The sequence below is a fragment of the Anaerocolumna xylanovorans DSM 12503 genome, from assembly GCF_900143645.1.
In the GTDB taxonomy this organism is placed as follows: domain Bacteria; phylum Bacillota; class Clostridia; order Lachnospirales; family Lachnospiraceae; genus Anaerocolumna; species Anaerocolumna xylanovorans.
The window spans coordinates 186,400-206,751 of record NZ_FRFD01000009.1 but is presented as its reverse complement, the minus strand read 5'-3'; the positions used below and the strand labels follow the sequence as shown (position 1 = coordinate 206,751).

Here is a 20,352-nt window from a genome sequence, read left to right as displayed (position 1 = left end):
GTAGCGCCAGTGGGACCGGCAGGACCGGTAGCACCTGTTAGGCCAACGCCAGTGGCACCGGTAGCGCCAGTAGGACCAGCAGGACCGGTAGCACCTGTTAAGCCAATGCCGGTAGCGCCAGTAGGGCCAGCAGGACCGGTAGCACCTGTTAAGCCAGCGCCGGTAGCGCCAGTAGGACCAGTGGCACCAGTAGCACCAGTAGCGCCAGTAGCGCCAGTAGGACCGGTAGCACCTGTTAAGCCAACGCCAGTGGCACCGGTAGCGCCAGCAGGACCAGTAGCCCCACCACCGGGACCGGTAGCGCCAGTAGGACCAGCAGGACCGGTAGCACCTGTTAAGCCAATGCCGGTAGCGCCAGTAGGGCCAGCAGGACCGGTAGCACCCGTTAAACCGACACCGGTAGCGCCGGTAGGACCAGTGGCACCGGTAGCACCTGTTAAACCAACGCCCGTAGCACCAGTAGGGCCAGCAGGCCCGGTAGCACCTGTTAAACCAACGCCCGTAGCGCCGGTAGCTCCAGTGGCACCAGTGGCACCGGTAGCACCAGTAGGTCCGGTAGGACCTACGTAGCAACAGCAATCAGGCGGCGGGCAAGGATTAGGCGGACATGGATTAGGCTGGCAAGGATTATGTGGGAATGGATCAGGCACCGGACAAAAATAACGGTTATTACTATAATAATCTTGCGCATGAACCCAATCAGATAAATTACATTTATTATCATTTGAATCATTATTATTCATTCGTGTTATATCTCTGGGATTCTTCTTCATATAATCACCTTGTATAATAAAGTTATAGATAGCTCATTATACCTTTCCTTTCCATTTCTATTTTTTTCTAATCTGCATTAGAGGTTGTGAATTATTTAAAAGCAGTGCTAATATATAAATAACAGTTTCTTAGAATCTAAAAACAGGATTTTCAATTATTTAAGATTTCAGATATATTATTGCATTAACTGATATTCGCTGCATCTAAAGATTAATTATTAGTATAAATATCATAATCATTATATGCTGAAAATGTATTTTTGTTTAAAATCAAAGGGAAATCTGGTGTTTTATTTTGAAATCACTCGAAAAACAGATTTTAAGTACGGCATATCCTTAATGAAAGATAATTATAAATATTTAATTCGACAATCTCATACGGTTTGCCGAAGGTAATGCCCCGTTTAGGAAACAGCTTTGTGCTCACTATTCTGATGTCCAGCTGTACAAAAGAATGTATGAAGCGAAGAATATCTGCTAGCCTTTATTATTCTATAAAATCCATGAAACACAGTAAAGGCTGAACCTCTTGCCCTTACTGTGTTTCATGGATTTTTGTGTATTATAATTAAATTCCGGAGGAGGAACTTTGTAAAGTGAGTTTACACAAAACAATAAACATACCCATTTTACATTCGCTGGGCAGCATCCAGTGCCAAAGCAGACCTTTCACATTCTTCCGTCAGCATGGTTACCTGATAGCACAGAGGACTTCCCTTCATTTTTTCGGAAGCATAGCTTAGTCCGTTGGTACGCTCATCCAGAAGGGGATGGTCTATCTGTCCGGGATCGCCTAAGAGTATGACTTTGGTGCCTTTTCCCACTCTTGTTACGATACCCTTTACCTGTTTGGGAGTCAGGTTCTGGGCTTCGTCAATAATCAGATAGGTATGCGTAATGGAACGGCCTCTGATAAAATTCATAGCTTCTGCCATAATAATTCCGCGGGAGAATAGCTCATCTATCTTACCTCTTAATTCCTTTTCGTTTTTATATCTTTCGTTTTCATTTTTGTCTACCAGAATTTCCAGATTGTCAATAATGGGTCTTAAATAAGGTGCTATTTTTTCCTGCTCTGTTCCGGGAAGGAATCCAATATCCTCATCAAATTGCACATTGGGTCTTGTTATTAAGATTTTCCGGTAACTTTTCTTATCGGCATTAAAAATCTTCTCAAGACCTACTGCAAGAGAATAGAAGGTCTTAGCTGTACCTGCAGGGCCTTTTACGATAACCAAAGGGGCAGTATCTGCCTCCAGCATCAGAGCTTCCTGAAGAAATTTCTGCCCTACATTGACAGGCTTTACACCAAAAGGCTCTTCTTTTAAATTCTTTAAGGGAACGATAAGCTTGCCGTTAAACCGGCCTAAGAGTGTTTTCTTTTCATTGGTTTCGGAATGTATGATAAAGAACTGGTTATAGACTGGCTGCACTTTCTGCTTAAAAGGCGGCATATCAACAGCAGAGGAGATTTCCGTATGGGAAAAGGCTTCAGCATCAGCACTAAGATATATCTGATCCAAAGAGAGTCCCTTTTTCTTAAATTCATTCATAGCTTTATCCGGTGCATATACATCTGTTCTTCCGGTATACTGTTCCTTTAAGAGAGGAGATTGCTCTGTTGTAAAATCTTCGGCTGTGATTCCTATTTTTTGTGATTTAAGACGTACGATAATATCCTTTGTAACAAGAATTACGGCTTCTCCCTTTTCTGACAGACCCTTGCAAACCTTTAGAATACGATTATCGTTGGAATCGGAGGCAAAGCCAAAGGGAAGGTCGACATGTATAAAGTTTGCCTCAATTTTCAGATTTCCGCCAGTCTTTAGAGCTACGCCTTCGAATAAGTTGCCGGTCTGTCTTAGCTGTTCCAAAAAACGTATAGACTGTCTTGCATTGGCGCCCCGCTCACTTTCTTCATTTTTTAACTTATCTAGTTCCTCCAGTACAGCAATAGGAAGAACGACTTTGTTTTCTTCAAAAGAGAGCAGTGCATAAGGGGATTGAATCAGAACATTGGTGTCCAAAACATAGGTTTTTATCATAGGAAGCCTCCATCAGGTATATTTTGGATAAAGAAAAAGAAAGCCTGCTGCAGTATTTGGGCAGTAAGCTTTCTTAAGGTTTATAGTTTAGTTTGTGAAGAGGAATGTATTTTTTAGATGGAAACTGGCGTTTAGCAAAGAACAGAAACATGGCAATACTGTAGAGAAAGGAAAGAACCCAAAAAGCCGGCTTCCACACAACACTGTGCAGTATTATCATAGGCTTACCTCCTTAAGGATAAAATGAGTTGATTTTGTTTCTAATTTATTTATAACCTATCAGCGTCTATCAGACAATCGTATCTATGTAAATTGTTTATCATATTTATGTAAACTTGACAGGTGAAGTATTTAAGTTATATCAGGCACAGAGACAGCAGTTCTTAAAAGAGCCTTTGCATAAAAAAACCGGAGCTAAGGATAGATATGCTTAGTTCCGGTTTCTTATAATTTGTTTGAAGTCAGATGATCAGCTTTTATTCTTCAGAAGTTTCTTCTGATTCTTCTGAAACTTTGGTAGCTTTTTCTCCTACATGGCTCTTGCAGCCACAATCGCAGGAATCTTCCTCTTCGTCGTCATCAAAGTCATCATCGAAGTCATCGTCGAAATCTTCCAGATAGTCCGGGGTAAAATATCTGTATACGGCATAAGCAATACCGGCTACAGCAGCCACAGCACCGATGACAGCTAATATTGTTACGATGCAGTTGCCGGATTTTTTCTCTTCTTTTTTGTGTAACAAATCACCTAGCTTTACCGCATTTAGTAAATCGTCCATTTTTGCATTCATAATAGCACATCCTTTCTGCGTGAAATAAATTCAACTTTATTATACCACGAACAAGCTTATTTTACTATAAAAAATCTGGAAAATCATTGTATTTATGATAATTTCTTCAATTTTGCAAAAGAAGCCAACATTTTTTTGGTGCCTGTCGTCCCAAAATCTACGGTAACTTCATAATCTTTTCCCGCATTGTTGATATTTGTAACAAGACCTACTCCAAATTTAATATGGGAAACAGTATCTCCAATTCCATAGTCTATCGTTCCGAGGTTACTGCCTCCGAATTCTCTGGGAGGCTGTGTAAAGGGCTTATTCTTATCGAAAATACTTCCCATATCCCGGTTAGAGGAGGCAGCTGGATTGGTGCTGTGTGCTACGCCGGCCGGCTGTAAGCGGCTGTTAAATTCCGGAACCAGGCTGGCGTGGGAATTGCTGCGGAAGGGATTTGAATTATAAGGATTTTGTTCCATGGTAAGAAGGTATCTTGGGATTTCTCTGATAAATCTTGAAGGTCTGTTAAACTGGGTTTCCCCTCGTAACATACGCTGGGAGCAGGCACTTAGGGAAAGACGCTTCATCGCCCTTGTAATGCCTACATAGCAGAGCCTTCTCTCTTCCTCAATTTCTGTCTCCGGGTCATCGGCGTGAATGGACATGTAACTTGGGAAGATACCCTCTTCCATACCGCACAGGTATACATAAGGGAACTCAAGACCCTTGGCACTGTGAAGTGTCATCAGCACTACTACATTGTTATCCTCTGTAAGGTTATCAATATCGGATACTAAGGCTACTTCCTCCAGAAAATCGCTTAAGGAAGGCGGTTCTAAGGCTGCTTCTTCAAAGGCGACGATTTTACTTTTTAATTCACCGATAATTTCAATACGGTCATCCTCATTTTCCAATTCCTGCCCTTTTAGATCCTCTATGTAACCGGTGGCCTCAATGATTTCATCCAGCAAGTCGCTGATGGAATAATCAGGGCGGCTGATGTTGGATTTTAATATCTCAATCAGACTTACAAAAGGAGATATCCTGGCAGCTGCCCTTTGAAGGCCCGGAATATAATCAGCCTGGCGGAGGGCTTCATAGAAGCTGATATCGTTTCGGATTGCATATTCTTCCACTTTGTCAATGGTTGCAAGACCGATTCCGCGTTTAGGTATGTTAATAATACGTTTTACAGCAAGGCTGTCTTGTCCGTTGCCAATGGTTTTTAAGTAGGAGAGTAAATCTTTTACTTCCTTACGGGCATAGAAGTTGATACTGCCGATAATCTTATAGGGAATATTTTTTACTACCAGCTTTTCTTCAAAGATACGGGACTGGGCGTTGGTGCGGTAAAGAATAGCAAAATCCTGATAGGAGGCTTCCTCTGACTGGACAGCCTGGGCAATCTCATTAACGATACATTCAGCCTCCTGGGAATCTCTGTCGAACTGGGTAAAATGTACTACATCGCCTTCCGCATTATCCGTCCACAGGGCCTTGTCCTTTCTGCCGACATTATTGGCTATGACTTCATTGGCAGCTTCTAATATCCGTTTGGTGGAACGGTAGTTTTGTTCCAGTTTGATAACCTTCGCCTGGGGATATTCTTTTTCAAAGTTTAGGATATTAAAAATATTGGCACCGCGGAATTTATAGATAGACTGGTCATCATCACCAACTACGCATAGATTATGCTCTCTAAGGCCTTCTTCATTTACACCGTCTGCCAAAAGCTTAATCAGTTTAAACTGTGCCGTGTTGGTATCCTGATACTCGTCCACCATAATGTATTGGAAGCGCCTTTGATAATAAGCCAGGGCTTCCTTACTGGTCTGAAACAATTCTATGGTCTTGCAGATCAGGTCATCAAAATCCAGGGCATTATTTGCCCTAAGGCGCTTCTGGTATTCCTTGTAGACAGCAGCATACTTGCCCTTTGTAAAATCCCCGACAGCCCTTAGTTCATATTCTTCCGGTGTAATTAATTCATCTTTGGCAGAAGAGATAACGGACAAAAGGCTTCTTTCTTTCATATTCTTTGTATCAATTTGAAGATATTTGCAGATCTCTCTCATAAGAGTCTTCTGGTCGTCACTGTCGTAAATAGTAAAGCCCTTATCAAAACCTAATACATCAATCCATCTTCTTAGGATTCTGACACAAGTGGAATGAAAGGTGCTGACCCAGATATTTTCTGAACCGTAACCTACAATATTATCCACACGTTCTCTCATCTCACCGGCTGCCTTATTGGTAAAGGTCAGTGCAAGAATGTTCCAGGGGTTTACGCCTTTGTTCTCCATCAGATAGGCAATCCTGTGGGTCAATACGCGGGTTTTGCCGGAGCCTGCTCCTGCCAGGATTAGAAGAGGTCCCTTATCGTGTTCGACAGCCCTTTTTTGTTCTGCGTTTAAGGTATCGTAAATACTCATGCTAATTCACCTTTCCTGTATGTTTAAAATCTCCCAAAGGTTAACAAAGTCCTTCTGGGATAGGTATGCTTTCTTCTTTTGTATTTTTTGCATCCTGATCAGGTAAACAAAAGTAATCCGTAAGCAAACATATGTTTAATTATATCATGGAATAGGGGCAGAGACAAGGGAAGGAAACTATCTTCTTAAAGGTTGTCATTGACCGGCAACAACGGCGGAATTCTCTTCTGTGGAAGAGTCAGGCTCCAGATTACTTTTTTGAACGGAAATGGTGGCAATAGTACTGCTGATTTGTGATAATAATACTGCTAGAAGGTCCAATTCATCCGTTGTTTTGTCTTTTGCGATTGCGATGGCAAGAGAAGCGGCTAAGGCAGCTAATTCTTCCGGACACATAAAATTCACCTCTTATCAGTATATGAAAAGAGAGTGAAAGGGGTGTAGCTTTAAATTTCATAAACCGAGTTAAATATTTGTTTACATCAAGTTTTCCATACTATATAATGAGAGAAGAGGTGATTGTAATGGAGTTTAGGGATGATAAATATTTAAAGACTCTTATACGGGGGATGAAGAAGCTGGATTATATTGATCCGGATGACATTCCCAACATTGATTTATATATGGACCAGGTCACAACCTTTATGGATGAGCATTTGAAGTCCTCCAAGCGTTACAGTGAGGATAAACTGCTTACAAAGACCATGATAAATAACTATACCAAGAACAATTTACTGCCAGCTCCCAATAAGAAGAAGTATACCAAAGAGCACATGCTGATGCTGATTTTTATATATTATTTTAAAAATATCCTTAGCATTAACGATATCCAACAGATATTTAATCCTCTTACTGAGAAATATTATGGGGGTAATTCAGAAATCGGCTTAGAGCAGATATACAAAGAAGTCTTCCAATATGAAGAAGAGCAGATGGATAATCTGCTTAAGGATGTTATCAGAAAATACCGGAAATCCCAGGAGACTTTTAAAGATATAAAATCGCCGGAAGACAAAGAGTTCTTAAATACTTTTTCCTTCATTTGCATGCTGGGCTTTGATGTTTATTTAAAAAAGCAGATGATTGAAAAGCTTATAGATGATGCCGCAAAGGACATGGAGAAAAAATAATAAAGTCTGGCTGAAGGATAACCCTTAAGACAGACTTTATTATTTTGCTCTTATTCGTTTTTAATCTCGCCGCTATCTGAATCGTCTTCTTTAAAGTCTGGTATTCGTGAAAATACCATATCGTATCCATCCTTCCCATAATTTAAGGAACGGTTTACCCGGCTGATCGTAGCTGTTGAAGCACCTGTTTTTTCAGCAATTTCCAAATAAGTCTTATGGTCGCGCAGCATCCTGGCAACTTCAAAACGCTGTGACAGGGACAGCAGTTCATTTACCGTACAGATATCTTCAAAGAAAGTATAACATTCTTCCTGGCTCTTCAAACTCAAGATGGCTTCAAATAAATAATCCACAGCATGGGTTCTTATATTTTTGCTCAATTTTTCATCTCCTGATTCGTGTATTCTTACTATTATAAGATATTATATATTTTAACACTACGCAGTTTTAAAGTAAAGGGTTATTTTTTATGCGGAGGAGCCCATAAATACTATATTATCTATCTTTGTATTTTGGTTATTTTCATCTTTGGCAGCATTTTGACTGTTATAATAAATGCTAAGTTCATCGGTACTTACTATAGTATATTTTTGCAGTCACAGTAGAATATTCCTGCCACATGCGAAATGTGTCCCCGGTATGAAGGGGATTATTGGGAAGGTGCCTTTTTATATAGCGAATATTGTGGTATTATGTAGTGCGAGTGCCAATAACAGGAGGGTTAATCAGAATAAATTAGGAGAAGGAAAGGTTACTACACTATATTTTAAAGATGCATACAACTATAATTATATGGTCGGGTTACTTTATAATGAAGATGAAAATAAATCTGACGATTGGATTTCTATTAACTATCATTTGGATGATGATAACTAAATTGATGCCATACTTATATATGATGATAGGAGTGTCAAAAGCCCTGTTTCAATATGTTTACAGGCAATTTGCACAGAGCAGAAAGAACGAATGCGCCTTGGAACCAGCGCATGAGTCTTTCTGCTCTGTGCAAATTGCCGTCCCGTTGTGAAAGACTGGACTTTTGATGTCGTAATCAATGGAAAGTGCGGTGAGCCTGGGGTATTAGCGGATAAAAAATATATCGTATTTTTCGTGCTGGATTCTTGCACAAAGAAGCAAATTATGTTAACATATAATAGAAATAAGAACATATGTTTTGAAAATACCCAAAATTAATGAAATCCCTGCCCTAAAAACAAAGCGTTACAATACAATATAATATCATACCTGTAGGAGGAAGAGATTTGCTGCTCAATTTACATGTAAAGAATTTTGCGATTATTGATGAAGTAGATATTACCTTAAAAGACGGTCTTAACATACTGACAGGAGAAACAGGAGCCGGTAAATCAATCATAATCGGTTCTGTTAATGTATGCCTTGGGGGTAAAATAAGCAAGGATATTATAAGGCACGGGGCGGATTATGCCATGGTTGAACTGTTGTTTGAAACTAACAGCAGGATGGTCACAGATAAAATGAAGGAATTGGATCTTCCTTTTGACGATGGACAGGTTCTTATAACCAGGAAGATTACCAACGGAAAAAGCATCAGTAAAATAAACGGTGAGACAGTAACAGCCCAAAACCTGAAGGAAATAGCAGGACTGCTGATTGATATACATGGACAGCATGAGCACCAGTCACTATTGTACAGAGAAAATTATCTGGATATTATTGACCGTTTTGCCAAGGAAGAAGCTTCTGCCATAAAACAGGGATTGTCAAAGGAATACGACACTTTAGCGGAGCTAAAGAGGCAGTTATCGCAGCTGAAAATAGATGAAGACAAACGCCTAAGAGAAATTTCCTATCTGGAATATGAAGTGAAAGAAATAACGGAAGCCCATTTAAAGCAGGGAGAAGATAAAGAGCTGGATGATGAATATAAAAAGCTTTCCAATGCGAGAATCATTGCAGAGGGACTTTCGCAGGTACATGAGTACATGGGTTATCAATCTGCAGGCTCTGCAGGAGATAACATTGGAAGAAGCGTGAAACAGCTGGCAAAATTAATGGACTATGACAAGGAACTGAAGGGATTTTATAACCAAATCATTGATCTGGAAACACTTGTAGATGAGTTCAACAGAAATCTGTCGGAATACACATCGGATTTGAGCAATCATGAAGAGAATTTTAAAGGAATTGAGGAACGTTTGAATCTGATCAATCATCTCAAAGCAAAATACGGCAACTCCCTTGAAGACATTGAGAAGGTAATGGAAGAGGGAGAAGAAAAGCTGGAGCAGTACTATCATTATGAAGAGACTCTGCAGGCTTTGAACCGGAAGATTGGACAGCAGGAAAAGGAAGTAAAGAGCCTTTGCGAAAAGCTCTCAGAAATCAGAGAGAAGAATGCTAAGATTCTGTCTGCCCGCATCAGGGAGGCATTACTGGATTTGAATTTCCTGGATATACAGTTTACCATTGAACTAACCAGAAAGGAACACTATTCCCCGAATGGTTTTGATGACGCAGAATTTCTGATATCAGTAAATCCCGGCGAGGAATTAAAAATACTTTCAAAAGTTGCTTCCGGGGGTGAGCTGTCAAGAATAATGCTTGCAATAAAATCGGTCTTTGCCGATAAGGACGAGATTGAAGCTTTAATATTTGATGAGATAGACACCGGTATCAGCGGAAGAACCGCCCAGAAGGTGTCGGAGAAATTATCAGAGATTTCTAAGAGCCATCAGGTAATATGCATCACTCACCTGGCACAGATAGCTTCTATGGCAGATAACCACTATATTATTGAAAAACATACGGATGGAATCACAACAAAAACGGACATAAGGCAGTTAAAAGAGGAGGAATCCATAGCTGAAATTGCACGCATTCTTGGAGGAACTGTGATTACAAAGACAGTAATTGAGAGTGCAAAGGAAATGAAGCAGATGGCGAAAAAAAACAAAAAAAGTTAGTTTGAAATTGGATTTCTTACACATACTAACATAAGGCAGGTATTTAAGGATATACGCTAAAAGTGTGTATCCTTTTGTTTTGTAATGACAAAATTTATTACAATTGGCTGATTATTTTATTTTTGGAAATAACGTGGACTAATAAAATAAAAATAAAAGTTAAAAATATGCCTATACCTATAAAAAAGCGTTAGATGCGTAGAGGAGCTAATATCATGCATAGAAAATCCGTTTACAGAAAAATCCTAGTCCTTGTACTGTGCATAAACATAATTACATTGCTTTATTTTACTTACCGCTACATTGACAGCAGTGTACCGGATTCTATCAAAATCATGGTAGGAGAAAATGAGGAATTTAATTTCAATCTTCCGATGGAGGGCAGAGTTACATCCGCAGATGTAGATGTATTAAACGTAAACAATAAAAATGTTCCCAAGGATTTAATCAAGCTTGATCTTAACAAACCATTTACTCTGAAATCAAGTTCCAAAGGAAATTATAAAATTCACCTGAAGCTTTTTGGATTCCTGGATTTTAAAGAAGTTACTTTAGGGGTAATTGACCAAAAGGAATTAATACCCTGCGGTAATCCAATAGGAATTTATATAGAAACCAATGGAGTTATGGTTTTGGGTACAGGAGTTATTAACGGAGAAGACGGACTTAATTATGAACCCTCTTTAAACAAGCTAAAAACCGGTGATTATATTACTAAAATAAATGATACGGTAATCCATAATAAGGAGGAGCTGATTGAAGAGATACAGCATTGTGATGGGAAAGATATTAAGGTCACTCTGCGCAGGGATGATAAAATAACCGAATACAAGGTAACGCCTGTAAAGACGGCAGATGGGGAATATAAGATAGGGGCGTGGATAAGGGATAACACGCAAGGCATCGGCACGTTGACCTTTATTACAAAGGATGGGCAATTTGGAGCTTTAGGTCATGGCATTACGGACATTGATACAAGTTTGCTGATGGAGATTGAGCGGGGTTATCTTTACAATGCGGATATCATGACCATTATAAAAGGCAAACAGGGAGTCCCGGGAGAATTAATCGGGCTTATTAATCAGGATGACAGTAATAAAATCGGAAATATAAAGAAAAACACCAACCAGGGTATATTTGGAAATATCGGCTCCGGTTTTGTGAGGGCAAACGAACACGATGCGGTTCCCGTAGGCTTAAAACAGGAAATAAAGCTTGGACCGGCTACCATTCTTAGCTGTGTGGAGAATGAGGTAAAAGAATACAGCATTAATATCGATAAGATTGATATTAACAGTCAAAGTCCCAATAAGGGTATGGTAATAAGCATTACTGACCATACGCTTCTGGAAAAAACAGGAGGAATTGTTCAGGGAATGAGCGGAAGTCCGATTATACAAAACGGTAAGATAATCGGAGCGGTTACCCATGTATTTATACAGGATTCCGCCAAGGGTTACGGGACATTTATTGAAAATATGATTAATAATCTGGATGCGGATTAAAATTTCACCGCAATCGACTTAATGTAACTGCAGCTGTAAAAAACAACAGTATTTAACAGTAAAGGTCTCTGTGTCGTAAATTGCGATAAGAAAGAATTGATAAAATGGAAATAAATGTATATAATATGGATATGTAAATAATTAACAAAACATTATTTGCAGATTAATTGAATTGACGTCACTCATCCGTAATATATTATGTAAAAGGCTGTATATTTTAAGTTGATTTTTAAAATCAGTAGAAAAAGCCGAGTTTTTGTTAAAGAATATGGAAAATATTGACTTGGTTGCCATGAAGAGGTATAATATAGTACGGATGAACTATTTTTTACGCAGATGTCACACAAAGGAGGTTATAAGCTATACAAGTCAGACAAAATCTATAAATGAAAGGAATATTTTGGGAGGAAAACAAAGTGGGTAAGATCAATGTAGCAATTGTGGATGACAACGAAAGAATCGTGAAGCTGTTAGAGGAGATCTTGAAGGGAGACTCCGATATTGAGGTGGTAGGAACAGCTGACAATGGTATTGATGCACTGGAAGTTATTAAGGAAAAGAAACCGGATGTTGTACTTTTGGATTTGATTATGCCTAAATTGGATGGTTTGGGTGTAATGGAAAAAGTCAGACTTGATGATAGCTTCAAAAGTATACCGGCATTTATCGTAATTACAGCAATCGGGCAGGAAGGTGTAACAGAAAACGCATTCGAATTAGGCGCAAGCTATTATATTATGAAACCCTTTGATAACAATATGGTACTCACCAGAATTAAACAAATCAGAGGCGATTTACATAATACAAAAGTGTTTGAAAATCATCGGGTGAGTACTTACGAAAGTAAGGATGATTATAAAGAAAGAAACCTGGAGTCGGATGTAACAAATATAATTCATGAAATCGGAGTGCCTGCTCACATTAAAGGATATCAGTATTTAAGGGATGCAATTATGATGTCAGTTAATGATAGTGAAATGTTAAATTCCATTACCAAATTATTATATCCCTCCATTGCCAAGAGGCACAAAACAACGCCAAGCAGAGTGGAAAGAGCTATCAGACATGCTATTGAAGTAGCCTGGAGCAGAGGTAAAATGGATACAATTGATGAACTGTTTGGCTATACTGTCAGCAACGGAAAAGGAAAACCGACCAATTCGGAATTCGTAGCCTTAATAGCTGATAAAATAAGATTAGAATATAAATTAAGAGCATAATAGGTGGGAAACCTACTGTAAAAAATATACTGCTTCAGTAAAAGGGGTACGATGCTTACAAAAGTATCGTTTTACTGAAGCAGTTTTTTGTTGAAAATGAACTTTGCTAATGGTGGAAAATCATGTATAATCAAAATATACCAGTTTACTATAAATATTCCGGAGGTAGTTATGAAGAAAATATTATTTGCAGCTTCTGAATGTGTACCATATTTGAAAACAGGCGGTCTTGCAGACGTTGTGGGTGCCTTGCCAAAATACATTAATAAGGAAGAGTATGATGTACGGGTCGTAATGCCAAAATATAAAATCATACCGGAAGCTTTAAAAGAAAAGATGGTATATAAGTTTAACTTCTATATGGATCTTGCCTGGAGGCGTAAATACGTAGGGGTATTTGAAATTATAGAAGACGGGATACATTACTATTTTATCGATAATGAATTTTATTTTTGTGGAAATACACCTTACGGTAGTATATATGAAGATATTGAAAAATTCGCTTATTTCTCAAAAGCAGTTCTTGCTATTCTTTCGCTGATCGACTTTAAGCCGGATATTGTACATTGCCATGATTGGCAGACAGGTCTTGTTCCGGTTTATTTAAAGGATTTGTTTTCCGGTGATCAATTTTACCACGGTATTAAATCTGTTATGACTATACATAACCTTAAATTTCAAGGGATATGGGATCTTAAGACGGTTAAAGATATAACAGGATTGGGAGATTATTATTTTACTCCGGATAAATTAGAAGCTTATGGCGATGCCAATTACCTAAAGGGTGGTATTACCTACGCAGACAAGGTAACGACTGTCAGTAAGACTTATGCCGAAGAGATAAAAACACCTTATTATGGAGAGGCACTTGACGGTCTTATGAGGGCAAGAAGTAATTTTCTTGAAGGAATTGTAAATGGTATTGATTATGAGGAATATGATCCTGCTAATGATCCCTTTATACCTTTTCATTATAATGCAAAAAATTTCCGTAAGGAAAAGATTAAGAATAAAAAAGCCCTTCAGGAAGAGTTAGGACTTAAGGTGGATCAGAAGAAGTTTATGATAGGAATTGTATCCAGACTGACGGACCAGAAAGGCTTTGACCTGATTGACTGTGTGATTGAAAATATCTGTACGGAGGATGTACAGCTGGTTGTTGTCGGTACCGGAGAAGCCAAGTATGAGAATCTGTTCAGGCATTATGCCTGGAAGTATGGAGACAGGGTTTCTGCCAATATATATTTTTCAGAAGAAAGAGCACACAAAGTCTATGCTGCCTGTGATGCTTTTCTTATGCCGTCACTGTTTGAACCCTGCGGTTTAAGCCAGCTAATCAGCCTGCGATACGGAACGGTGCCGATTGTAAGAGAAACCGGCGGTTTAAAGGATACTGTGGCACCCTATAATGAATTTGAAAGCAGCGGAACAGGTTTTAGCTTCCACAATTATAATGCTCATGAAATGCTTTCTATTATAAATTACGCAAAATCTGTTTATTACAATAAAAAAAGAGAATGGAACAAACTGGTGGATCGGGGAATGGCAATGGACTATTCCTGGAAAACCTCTGCCCTTCTTTATGAGGAATTATATGACAGGATGTTATCCTGACAGCAATATTTTTAATTACTATTTTTTTGCCTGCATAAGAAAGTGTCCTCTTTGAGATAATAGGTTTAGATAATGTGCAAAAACCAACGCAGTTATCTGAAAATAGCAAAAGGAGGAAACTAAGAATGAGTAACCTATCCAAACTTGACGTTCAAAATCTGAGACATTTATTGGTATTTGGGGAATCTGACAAGCAGAAATATCAGACTTACGCTGAGCAGTGTACAGATCCTAATGTAAAGCAGTTTTTCCAAAAAGAAGTCCAGTCAGCAGAACAGACAAGACAAAAATTAATTCAATTTCTTAAATAGGAGGTTTCATTATGCAGGAACAGGCAATGGTAACAGATGCGCTGAATTCAATTAATGCAGGGCTAAAAAGCTTGGGAGATATGATATCACAGGCAGAAGATCAGCAACTTAGGCAGACTTTACAGCAGATGAGAAATGATGCGGAAACTTGCCAGCATGAATTGTATACGATAGCTAAAAGTAAAAATTATTATCAACCGGCACAAAAGGCTACGCCGGAAGAAATTGATACTGTAAGAAGTTTTATATCACAATCCTCTGGTCAGCCAATGAGATAATTTACTGTGAATCAGGGAAGGAAGCTGCAGATTTATAGAGGCAGCCTCCCGTTCCCGGTTCCAGTTTAAGGACTTATACATAGATGCCCATAGAGCAGCAGGAAAAAATCCCCTATTGGGATTTAGCTACAGTTAAAATGCACAAAGAAATTTATTCCTGAAAAGTATTTGTGAAGTATCTATTAATCTTGATGTAATTTATATTTTACACTTGATATTTTCCTGTAAAAAAGGTAAAATAATATAGTGTTTGAGAAAATTTTGTCAATCATATTGGTTAATAGCTGTCGCTCCTACATAAAGTTGATGTTATGGAACATTATGGCAGCATATTATAAAATTAACAATTAGGAGGAATAAAAATGGCAGTAAAAGTAGCAATTAATGGTTTCGGACGTATTGGACGTCTTGCATTCAGACAGATGTTTGGAGCAGAAGGATATGAAATCGTAGCTATCAACGACTTAACAAATCCTACAATGCTTGCACACTTATTAAAATATGATTCCGCACAGGGAAGATATGCTAAAGGAGATACTGTAGTAGCAAAAGAATCTTCTATCGTTGTTGACGGAAAAGAAATCAAAATTTATGCAGAAGCTGACGCTAAGAAACTTCCTTGGGGAGAAATCGGTGTAGATGTAGTTCTTGAGTGTACAGGCTTCTATGTATCAAAAGCTAAATCCCAGGCTCATATCGATGCTGGCGCTAAAAAAGTTGTTATCTCTGCTCCTGCAGGCGATGATCTTCCTACCGTAGTATTTGGTGTAAACGAGGAAATATTAAAGGCTGAAGATACAATTATCTCCGCTGCTTCCTGTACAACCAACTGCTTAGCACCTATGGCAAACACTTTAAATAAATTAGCACCTATCGTAAAAGGCTTCATGACTACAATCCATGCTTACACAGGAGATCAGATGGTACTTGACGGACCTCACAGAAAAGGCGATTTAAGAAGAGCCCGTGCTGCTGCCGTTAATATCGTTCCTAACTCCACCGGCGCTGCTAAAGCTATCGGTCTTGTAATTCCTGAATTAGCCGGCAAATTAGACGGAGCTGCTCAGAGAGTACCCGTTCCTACCGGTTCTACAACAGAATTAGTATCAGTTGTTGAAGGAAAAGTTTCCAAAGCAGATGTTAATGCTGCAATGAAGGCTGCTGCAAATCCTTCCTTCGGTTACACAGAAGAAGAATTAGTATCCTCCGATATCATCGGTATTTCAGAAGGTTCTTTATTTGATGCTACCCAGACTAAGGTAACAGACTTGGGAAACGGACAGACTTTAGTAAAGACCGTTGCTTGGTATGACAATGAAAATTCCTACACAAGCCAGATGGTAAGAACAATTAAATATTTTGCTGAATTAGCATAATATTGGACTGTTAATTTCATAATTTATTGATCCTATTATGGGTCCGGTCTTTGAAAGGAAGTCGAGGAACGTTTACCGAACCCTCCTGTGATTTTCTATAAAGATACGGGCCCTATATTAATGTGTAACATCATATTGAAAGGAGCAATTACATGCTTAATAAGAAATCCATCGATGACATTAACGTAAAAGGAAAAAGAGTTCTTGTCCGCTGTGACTTTAACGTACCCCTTCAGGAAGGCAAGATTACAGACGAAAACCGTCTGGTAGCAGCACTTCCCACCATTCAGAAATTAATCAAAGACGGGGGAAAGATTATTCTTTGCTCTCATCTTGGAAAACCTAAGGGAGAGCCGAAGCCGGAATTATCTTTAGCACCTGTGGCAGTAAGGCTTTCTGAACTGTTAGGACAGCCTGTAACATTTGCAGCAGATGCTACTGTAGTTGGCGAGAATGCAAAAAAGGCCGTATCTGAAATGAAAGACGGAGATGTTGTCCTTCTTGAAAATACACGTTACAGAGCAGAAGAGACCAAAAATGTTGACGCTTTCAGCGAAGATCTTGCATCCATCTGTGATGTATTTGTAAACGATGCTTTCGGTACCGCACACAGAGCTCACTGCTCCAATGTTGGTATTACTAAATATGTTGATACAGCAGTTGTAGGTTACTTAATGCAGAAGGAAATTGATTTCCTTGGAAATGCGGTAAATAATCCTGAAAGACCTTTTGTAGCTATCCTTGGCGGTTCCAAGGTATCCAGTAAGATTTCCGTAATCAACAACCTTCTTGATAAGGTAGATACCCTTATTATCGGTGGTGGTATGGCATATACTTTCTTAAAGGCAAAGGGCGAGGAAATCGGAAACTCCATGTTAGAGGCTGATTATCTTGACTATGCAAAAGAAATGATAGAAAAGGCTGAAGAAAAAGGCGTTAAGCTCTTAATTCCCGTTGACACGGTAGAAGCAAAAGAATTCTCCAATGATGCAGAATTTAAGACTGTAACCAGCGAAGAAGGAATTGATGAAGGCTGGCTTGGACTTGATATCGGTGAGAAGACCTGCAAACTTTATGCAGATGCCTTAAAAGAAGCTAAGACAGTTGTTTGGAATGGACCTATGGGTGTATTCGAAATGTCTAACTTTGCAACAGGTACTATTGCAGTAGCCAAGGCTCTGGCTGATCTTGATGCTGTTACAATCATCGGCGGCGGTGATTCCGCGGCAGCCGTTAATATTTTAGGCTTTGGCGATAAGATGACACATATCTCAACAGGCGGCGGTGCTTCTCTTGAATTCCTGGAAGGAAAAGAACTTCCCGGCGTTGCTGCGGCAAATGATAAATAAAACAATTTAAAATATAGGGACTGGCAGCGGTAATGCCTGACAGTCCCTTTTCTTGATAAAAAGGAGAAAAGTTATGCGCAGAAAAATTATTGCAGGAAACTGGAAGATGAATAAGACTCCCAGTGAGACCATTACCCTTATTAATCAGTTAAAACCCCTTGTAGCAACAGAGGAAGCAGATGTAGTATTTTGTGTACCGGCAATTTCTTTAACCACTGCTGTCACTGCTGCAAAAGGTTCCAACATACAAATCGGTGCTGAAAATATGCATTTTGAAGAAAACGGTGCTTATACCGGTGAAATCGCTCCCGCCATGCTTGATGATATCGGCGTTCGTTACGTTATAATCGGACATTCTGAAAGAAGAGAATACTTTGCAGAAACAGATGTTACAGTAAATAAGAAAGTATTAAAGGCTTTCGAACATGGTATTACTCCTATCATCTGCTGCGGTGAATCTCTTACACAGAGAGAACAGGGAGTAACCATTGACTTTATCCGTCAGCAGATTAAGATCGCCTTCTTAAATGTAACTCCTGACCAGGCTAAGACAGCAGTTATTGCTTATGAGCCTATCTGGGCTATCGGAACCGGTAAAGTTGCAACCTCTGCACAGGCACAGGAAGTATGCAAGGCAATCCGTGACTGCATCTCTGAAATATATGACACCGATACTGCAGAAGCAATCAGAATCCAGTATGGCGGAAGTGTTACAGCAGATTCTGCTGCCGAATTATTCTCCCAGCCGGATATTGATGGCGGCCTTGTAGGCGGAGCCAGCTTAAAACCAGATTTTGGGAAAATTGTTAATTATAAATAAATTATTTGCACTTTCAAAAGATTGGTTTATAATGAAACTGTAACACCATCTTACATTGGGTGAATAACCCTATGTAAGAATTCGCAGTATTAAACTGCCGGAAATTATTGAGACAGAATGAGGCTCACAGTGTGCTGATGCAACTTAAGATCTTCATCTTTCGTGAGCTTTCGGAAAAGGAGTATCATATGAGTAAAAAACCTACAGTATTAATGATATTAGATGGTTACGGTTTAAACGATAAGACCGAGGGCAATGCAATAAAATTAGCAAAAAGGCCGGTAATGGATAGAATAATGGCTGAATATCCATGGGTAAAGGGATATGCAAGCGGCCTGGCAGTTGGACTTCCGGACGGACAGATGGGTAATTCAGAAGTAGGGCATCTGAATATGGGTGCAGGAAGAATTATTTACCAGGAGTTAACCAGAATTACAAAAGAAATTGAAGATGGTGATTTCTTTAAGAACGAAGCGTTAAAGAAAGCAATGGAAAATTGCAGGGAGAATAACTCTGACCTGCATTTATACGGACTGCTCTCAGACGGTGGTGTACACAGCCATATCACACATGTATACGGATTATTAGAGATGGCTAAGAGAGAGGGCGTAAAGAATGTGTATGTGCATGCATTCTTAGACGGAAGAGATACACCTCCTACCTCCGGTAAAGGCTATGTTCTTGCTCTGGAAGAGAAGATGAAGGAGCTTGGAATCGGCAAGGTAGCTTCTGTTATGGGACGTTACTATGCAATGGACCGCGATAACCGCTGGGACAGAGTAGAAAAGGCTTACCGTGCTTTAGCTAATGGTGAAGGAGCAGAGGCAGAAAGTGCCGCAGAAGCTATTCAGGCTTCTTATGATAAGGAAGTAAACGATGAATTCGTAATACCCGCAGTAGTAAAGGAAAATGGAAAACCCGTTGCTGTTATTAAGGAAAAGGATTCGGTTATCTTCTTTAACTTTAGACCTGACCGCGCAAGGGAAATAACAAGAGCTTTCTGTGATGACGAATTCAAGGGATTTGAAAGAGCAAAGGGAAGAATGGATTTAACCTATGTATGCTTTACGGAGTATGATGTCACCATTGAACACAAATTAGTTGCATTCCATAAGGTATCCATTGACCATACTTTTGGTGAATTCCTTGCTGAAAATCATTTAAAACAGTTAAGAATAGCAGAAACCGAAAAATATGCTCATGTAACCTTCTTCTTTAACGGCGGCGTGGAAGTTCCTAATGAAGGTGAAGAAAGAATACTTGTAAGCTCACCCAAGGTTGCAACTTATGATTTACAGCCTGAAATGAGTGCCTATACAGTTGCAGAAAAGCTGGCAGAAGCAATTGAGTCCTTAAAATACGATGTAATTATTGTTAACTTTGCAAATCCGGATATGGTAGGACACACCGGTATCGTAGAAGCAGCCGTTAAGGCAGTGGAAGCAATTGACGAATGTGTAGACAAGGTATATAATGCTCTGATAAAGGTTGACGGTCAGATGTTTATCTGCGCCGACCACGGAAATGTAGAACAGTTAATTGATTATAAGACAAGAGAACCCTTTACAGCTCATACCACCAACCCGGTACCTTTTATCCTTGTAAATTATGATAAGGGATATGGTCTAAGAGAAAACGGATGCCTTGCTGATATCGCACCTACTCTTATTGAGATGATGGGAATGACAAAACCGGTTGAAATGACAGGAAAATCACTGTTAATTAAAAAATAAGTTAAGTGTTGTCTTTTGAGACAGCCTGTGTTATAATCAAAA

The 20,352-nt window shown here is 39.3% G+C and carries 17 protein-coding genes and 1 pseudogene; 11 read left to right on the top strand and 7 right to left on the bottom strand.

The genetic code is table 11. From position 1 onward, the window contains the following. From BUF11_RS24425 to BUF11_RS15880, 6 genes and pseudogenes are all read right to left on the bottom strand, one after another. Positions 1–773: pseudogene (locus BUF11_RS24425) on the bottom strand (hypothetical protein); the annotation flags it as partial. Between the two features lie 629 nt (positions 774–1,402). After that, positions 1,403–2,818, bottom strand: a complete 1,416-nt coding sequence (locus tag BUF11_RS15895) for a PhoH family protein (protein WP_073589838.1) — start codon at positions 2,816–2,818, stop codon at positions 1,403–1,405. Positions 2,819–2,891: 73 nt separating this feature from the next. Then, positions 2,892–3,038 carry a hypothetical protein gene (locus tag BUF11_RS24420; protein ID WP_175562079.1) on the bottom strand — a complete coding sequence of 49 codons (147 nt, stop codon included), beginning with the start codon at positions 3,036–3,038 and terminating at the stop codon, positions 2,892–2,894. A gap of 256 nt (positions 3,039–3,294) precedes the next feature. After that, complete coding sequence (locus BUF11_RS15890; protein WP_073589837.1) at positions 3,295–3,609, bottom strand: DUF4366 domain-containing protein; 315 nt, start codon at positions 3,607–3,609, stop codon at positions 3,295–3,297. Positions 3,610–3,701: 92 nt separating this feature from the next. Continuing rightward, a complete protein-coding gene (locus BUF11_RS15885) occupies positions 3,702–6,029 on the bottom strand; it encodes an ATP-dependent helicase (RefSeq protein ID WP_073589836.1) in 2,328 nt (775 codons plus the stop codon). A 195-nt stretch (positions 6,030–6,224) separates the two neighbouring features. Beyond that, entirely contained in the window at positions 6,225–6,425 is a 201-nt protein-coding gene (locus BUF11_RS15880; protein ID WP_073589835.1) for a DUF6774 domain-containing protein, read from the bottom strand. Between the two features lie 128 nt (positions 6,426–6,553). Here BUF11_RS15880 and BUF11_RS15875 point away from each other — a divergent pair, with 128 nt between their 5' ends. Then, the gene (locus tag BUF11_RS15875; RefSeq protein ID WP_073589834.1) at positions 6,554–7,159 is read left to right on the top strand and encodes a DUF1836 domain-containing protein; all 606 of its coding nucleotides are present in this window, start codon (positions 6,554–6,556) and stop codon (positions 7,157–7,159) included. Between the two features lie 50 nt (positions 7,160–7,209). Here BUF11_RS15875 and BUF11_RS15870 read toward each other — a convergent pair whose 3' ends face one another. Continuing rightward, positions 7,210–7,539, bottom strand: coding sequence for a YerC/YecD family TrpR-related protein (locus BUF11_RS15870; RefSeq protein ID WP_073589833.1), 330 nt, complete (start codon positions 7,537–7,539; stop codon positions 7,210–7,212). Positions 7,540–8,421: 882 nt separating this feature from the next. On the opposite strand from BUF11_RS15870, the gene recN reads away from it, so the two are divergent. From recN to gpmI, 10 genes are all read left to right on the top strand, one after another. Beyond that, a complete protein-coding gene (recN, locus tag BUF11_RS15860) occupies positions 8,422–10,104 on the top strand; it encodes a DNA repair protein RecN (protein ID WP_073589831.1) in 1,683 nt (560 codons plus the stop codon). Between the two features lie 215 nt (positions 10,105–10,319). Then, on the top strand, positions 10,320–11,609 hold the full coding sequence (gene spoIVB, locus BUF11_RS15855) for a SpoIVB peptidase (RefSeq protein WP_073589830.1): 1,290 nt from the start codon (positions 10,320–10,322) through the stop codon (positions 11,607–11,609). A gap of 416 nt (positions 11,610–12,025) precedes the next feature. Then, positions 12,026–12,829, top strand: a complete 804-nt coding sequence (spo0A, locus tag BUF11_RS15850; protein WP_073589950.1) for a sporulation transcription factor Spo0A — start codon at positions 12,026–12,028, stop codon at positions 12,827–12,829. A gap of 171 nt (positions 12,830–13,000) precedes the next feature. Beyond that, positions 13,001–14,443, top strand: a complete 1,443-nt coding sequence (gene glgA, locus BUF11_RS15845) for a glycogen synthase GlgA (RefSeq protein WP_073589829.1) — start codon at positions 13,001–13,003, stop codon at positions 14,441–14,443. A gap of 125 nt (positions 14,444–14,568) precedes the next feature. After that, complete coding sequence (locus BUF11_RS15840; protein ID WP_073589828.1) at positions 14,569–14,754, top strand: hypothetical protein; 186 nt, start codon at positions 14,569–14,571, stop codon at positions 14,752–14,754. A gap of 11 nt (positions 14,755–14,765) precedes the next feature. Further along, a complete protein-coding gene (locus BUF11_RS15835; RefSeq protein ID WP_073589827.1) occupies positions 14,766–15,032 on the top strand; it encodes a spore coat protein in 267 nt (88 codons plus the stop codon). Positions 15,033–15,394: 362 nt separating this feature from the next. Next, positions 15,395–16,408 carry a type I glyceraldehyde-3-phosphate dehydrogenase gene (gene gap / locus BUF11_RS15830; RefSeq protein WP_073589826.1) on the top strand — a complete coding sequence of 338 codons (1,014 nt, stop codon included), beginning with the start codon at positions 15,395–15,397 and terminating at the stop codon, positions 16,406–16,408. Positions 16,409–16,560: 152 nt separating this feature from the next. Beyond that, positions 16,561–17,757, top strand: a complete 1,197-nt coding sequence (locus tag BUF11_RS15825) for a phosphoglycerate kinase (RefSeq protein ID WP_073589825.1) — start codon at positions 16,561–16,563, stop codon at positions 17,755–17,757. Positions 17,758–17,830: 73 nt separating this feature from the next. Further along, positions 17,831–18,577 carry a triose-phosphate isomerase gene (tpiA, locus tag BUF11_RS15820; RefSeq protein WP_073589824.1) on the top strand — a complete coding sequence of 249 codons (747 nt, stop codon included), beginning with the start codon at positions 17,831–17,833 and terminating at the stop codon, positions 18,575–18,577. A 188-nt stretch (positions 18,578–18,765) separates the two neighbouring features. After that, positions 18,766–20,310 (top strand): 2,3-bisphosphoglycerate-independent phosphoglycerate mutase, encoded by a 1,545-nt coding sequence (gene gpmI, locus BUF11_RS15815; protein ID WP_073589823.1) that lies wholly within the window; start codon positions 18,766–18,768, stop codon positions 20,308–20,310. The last annotated feature ends 42 nt before the right edge of the window (positions 20,311–20,352 follow it).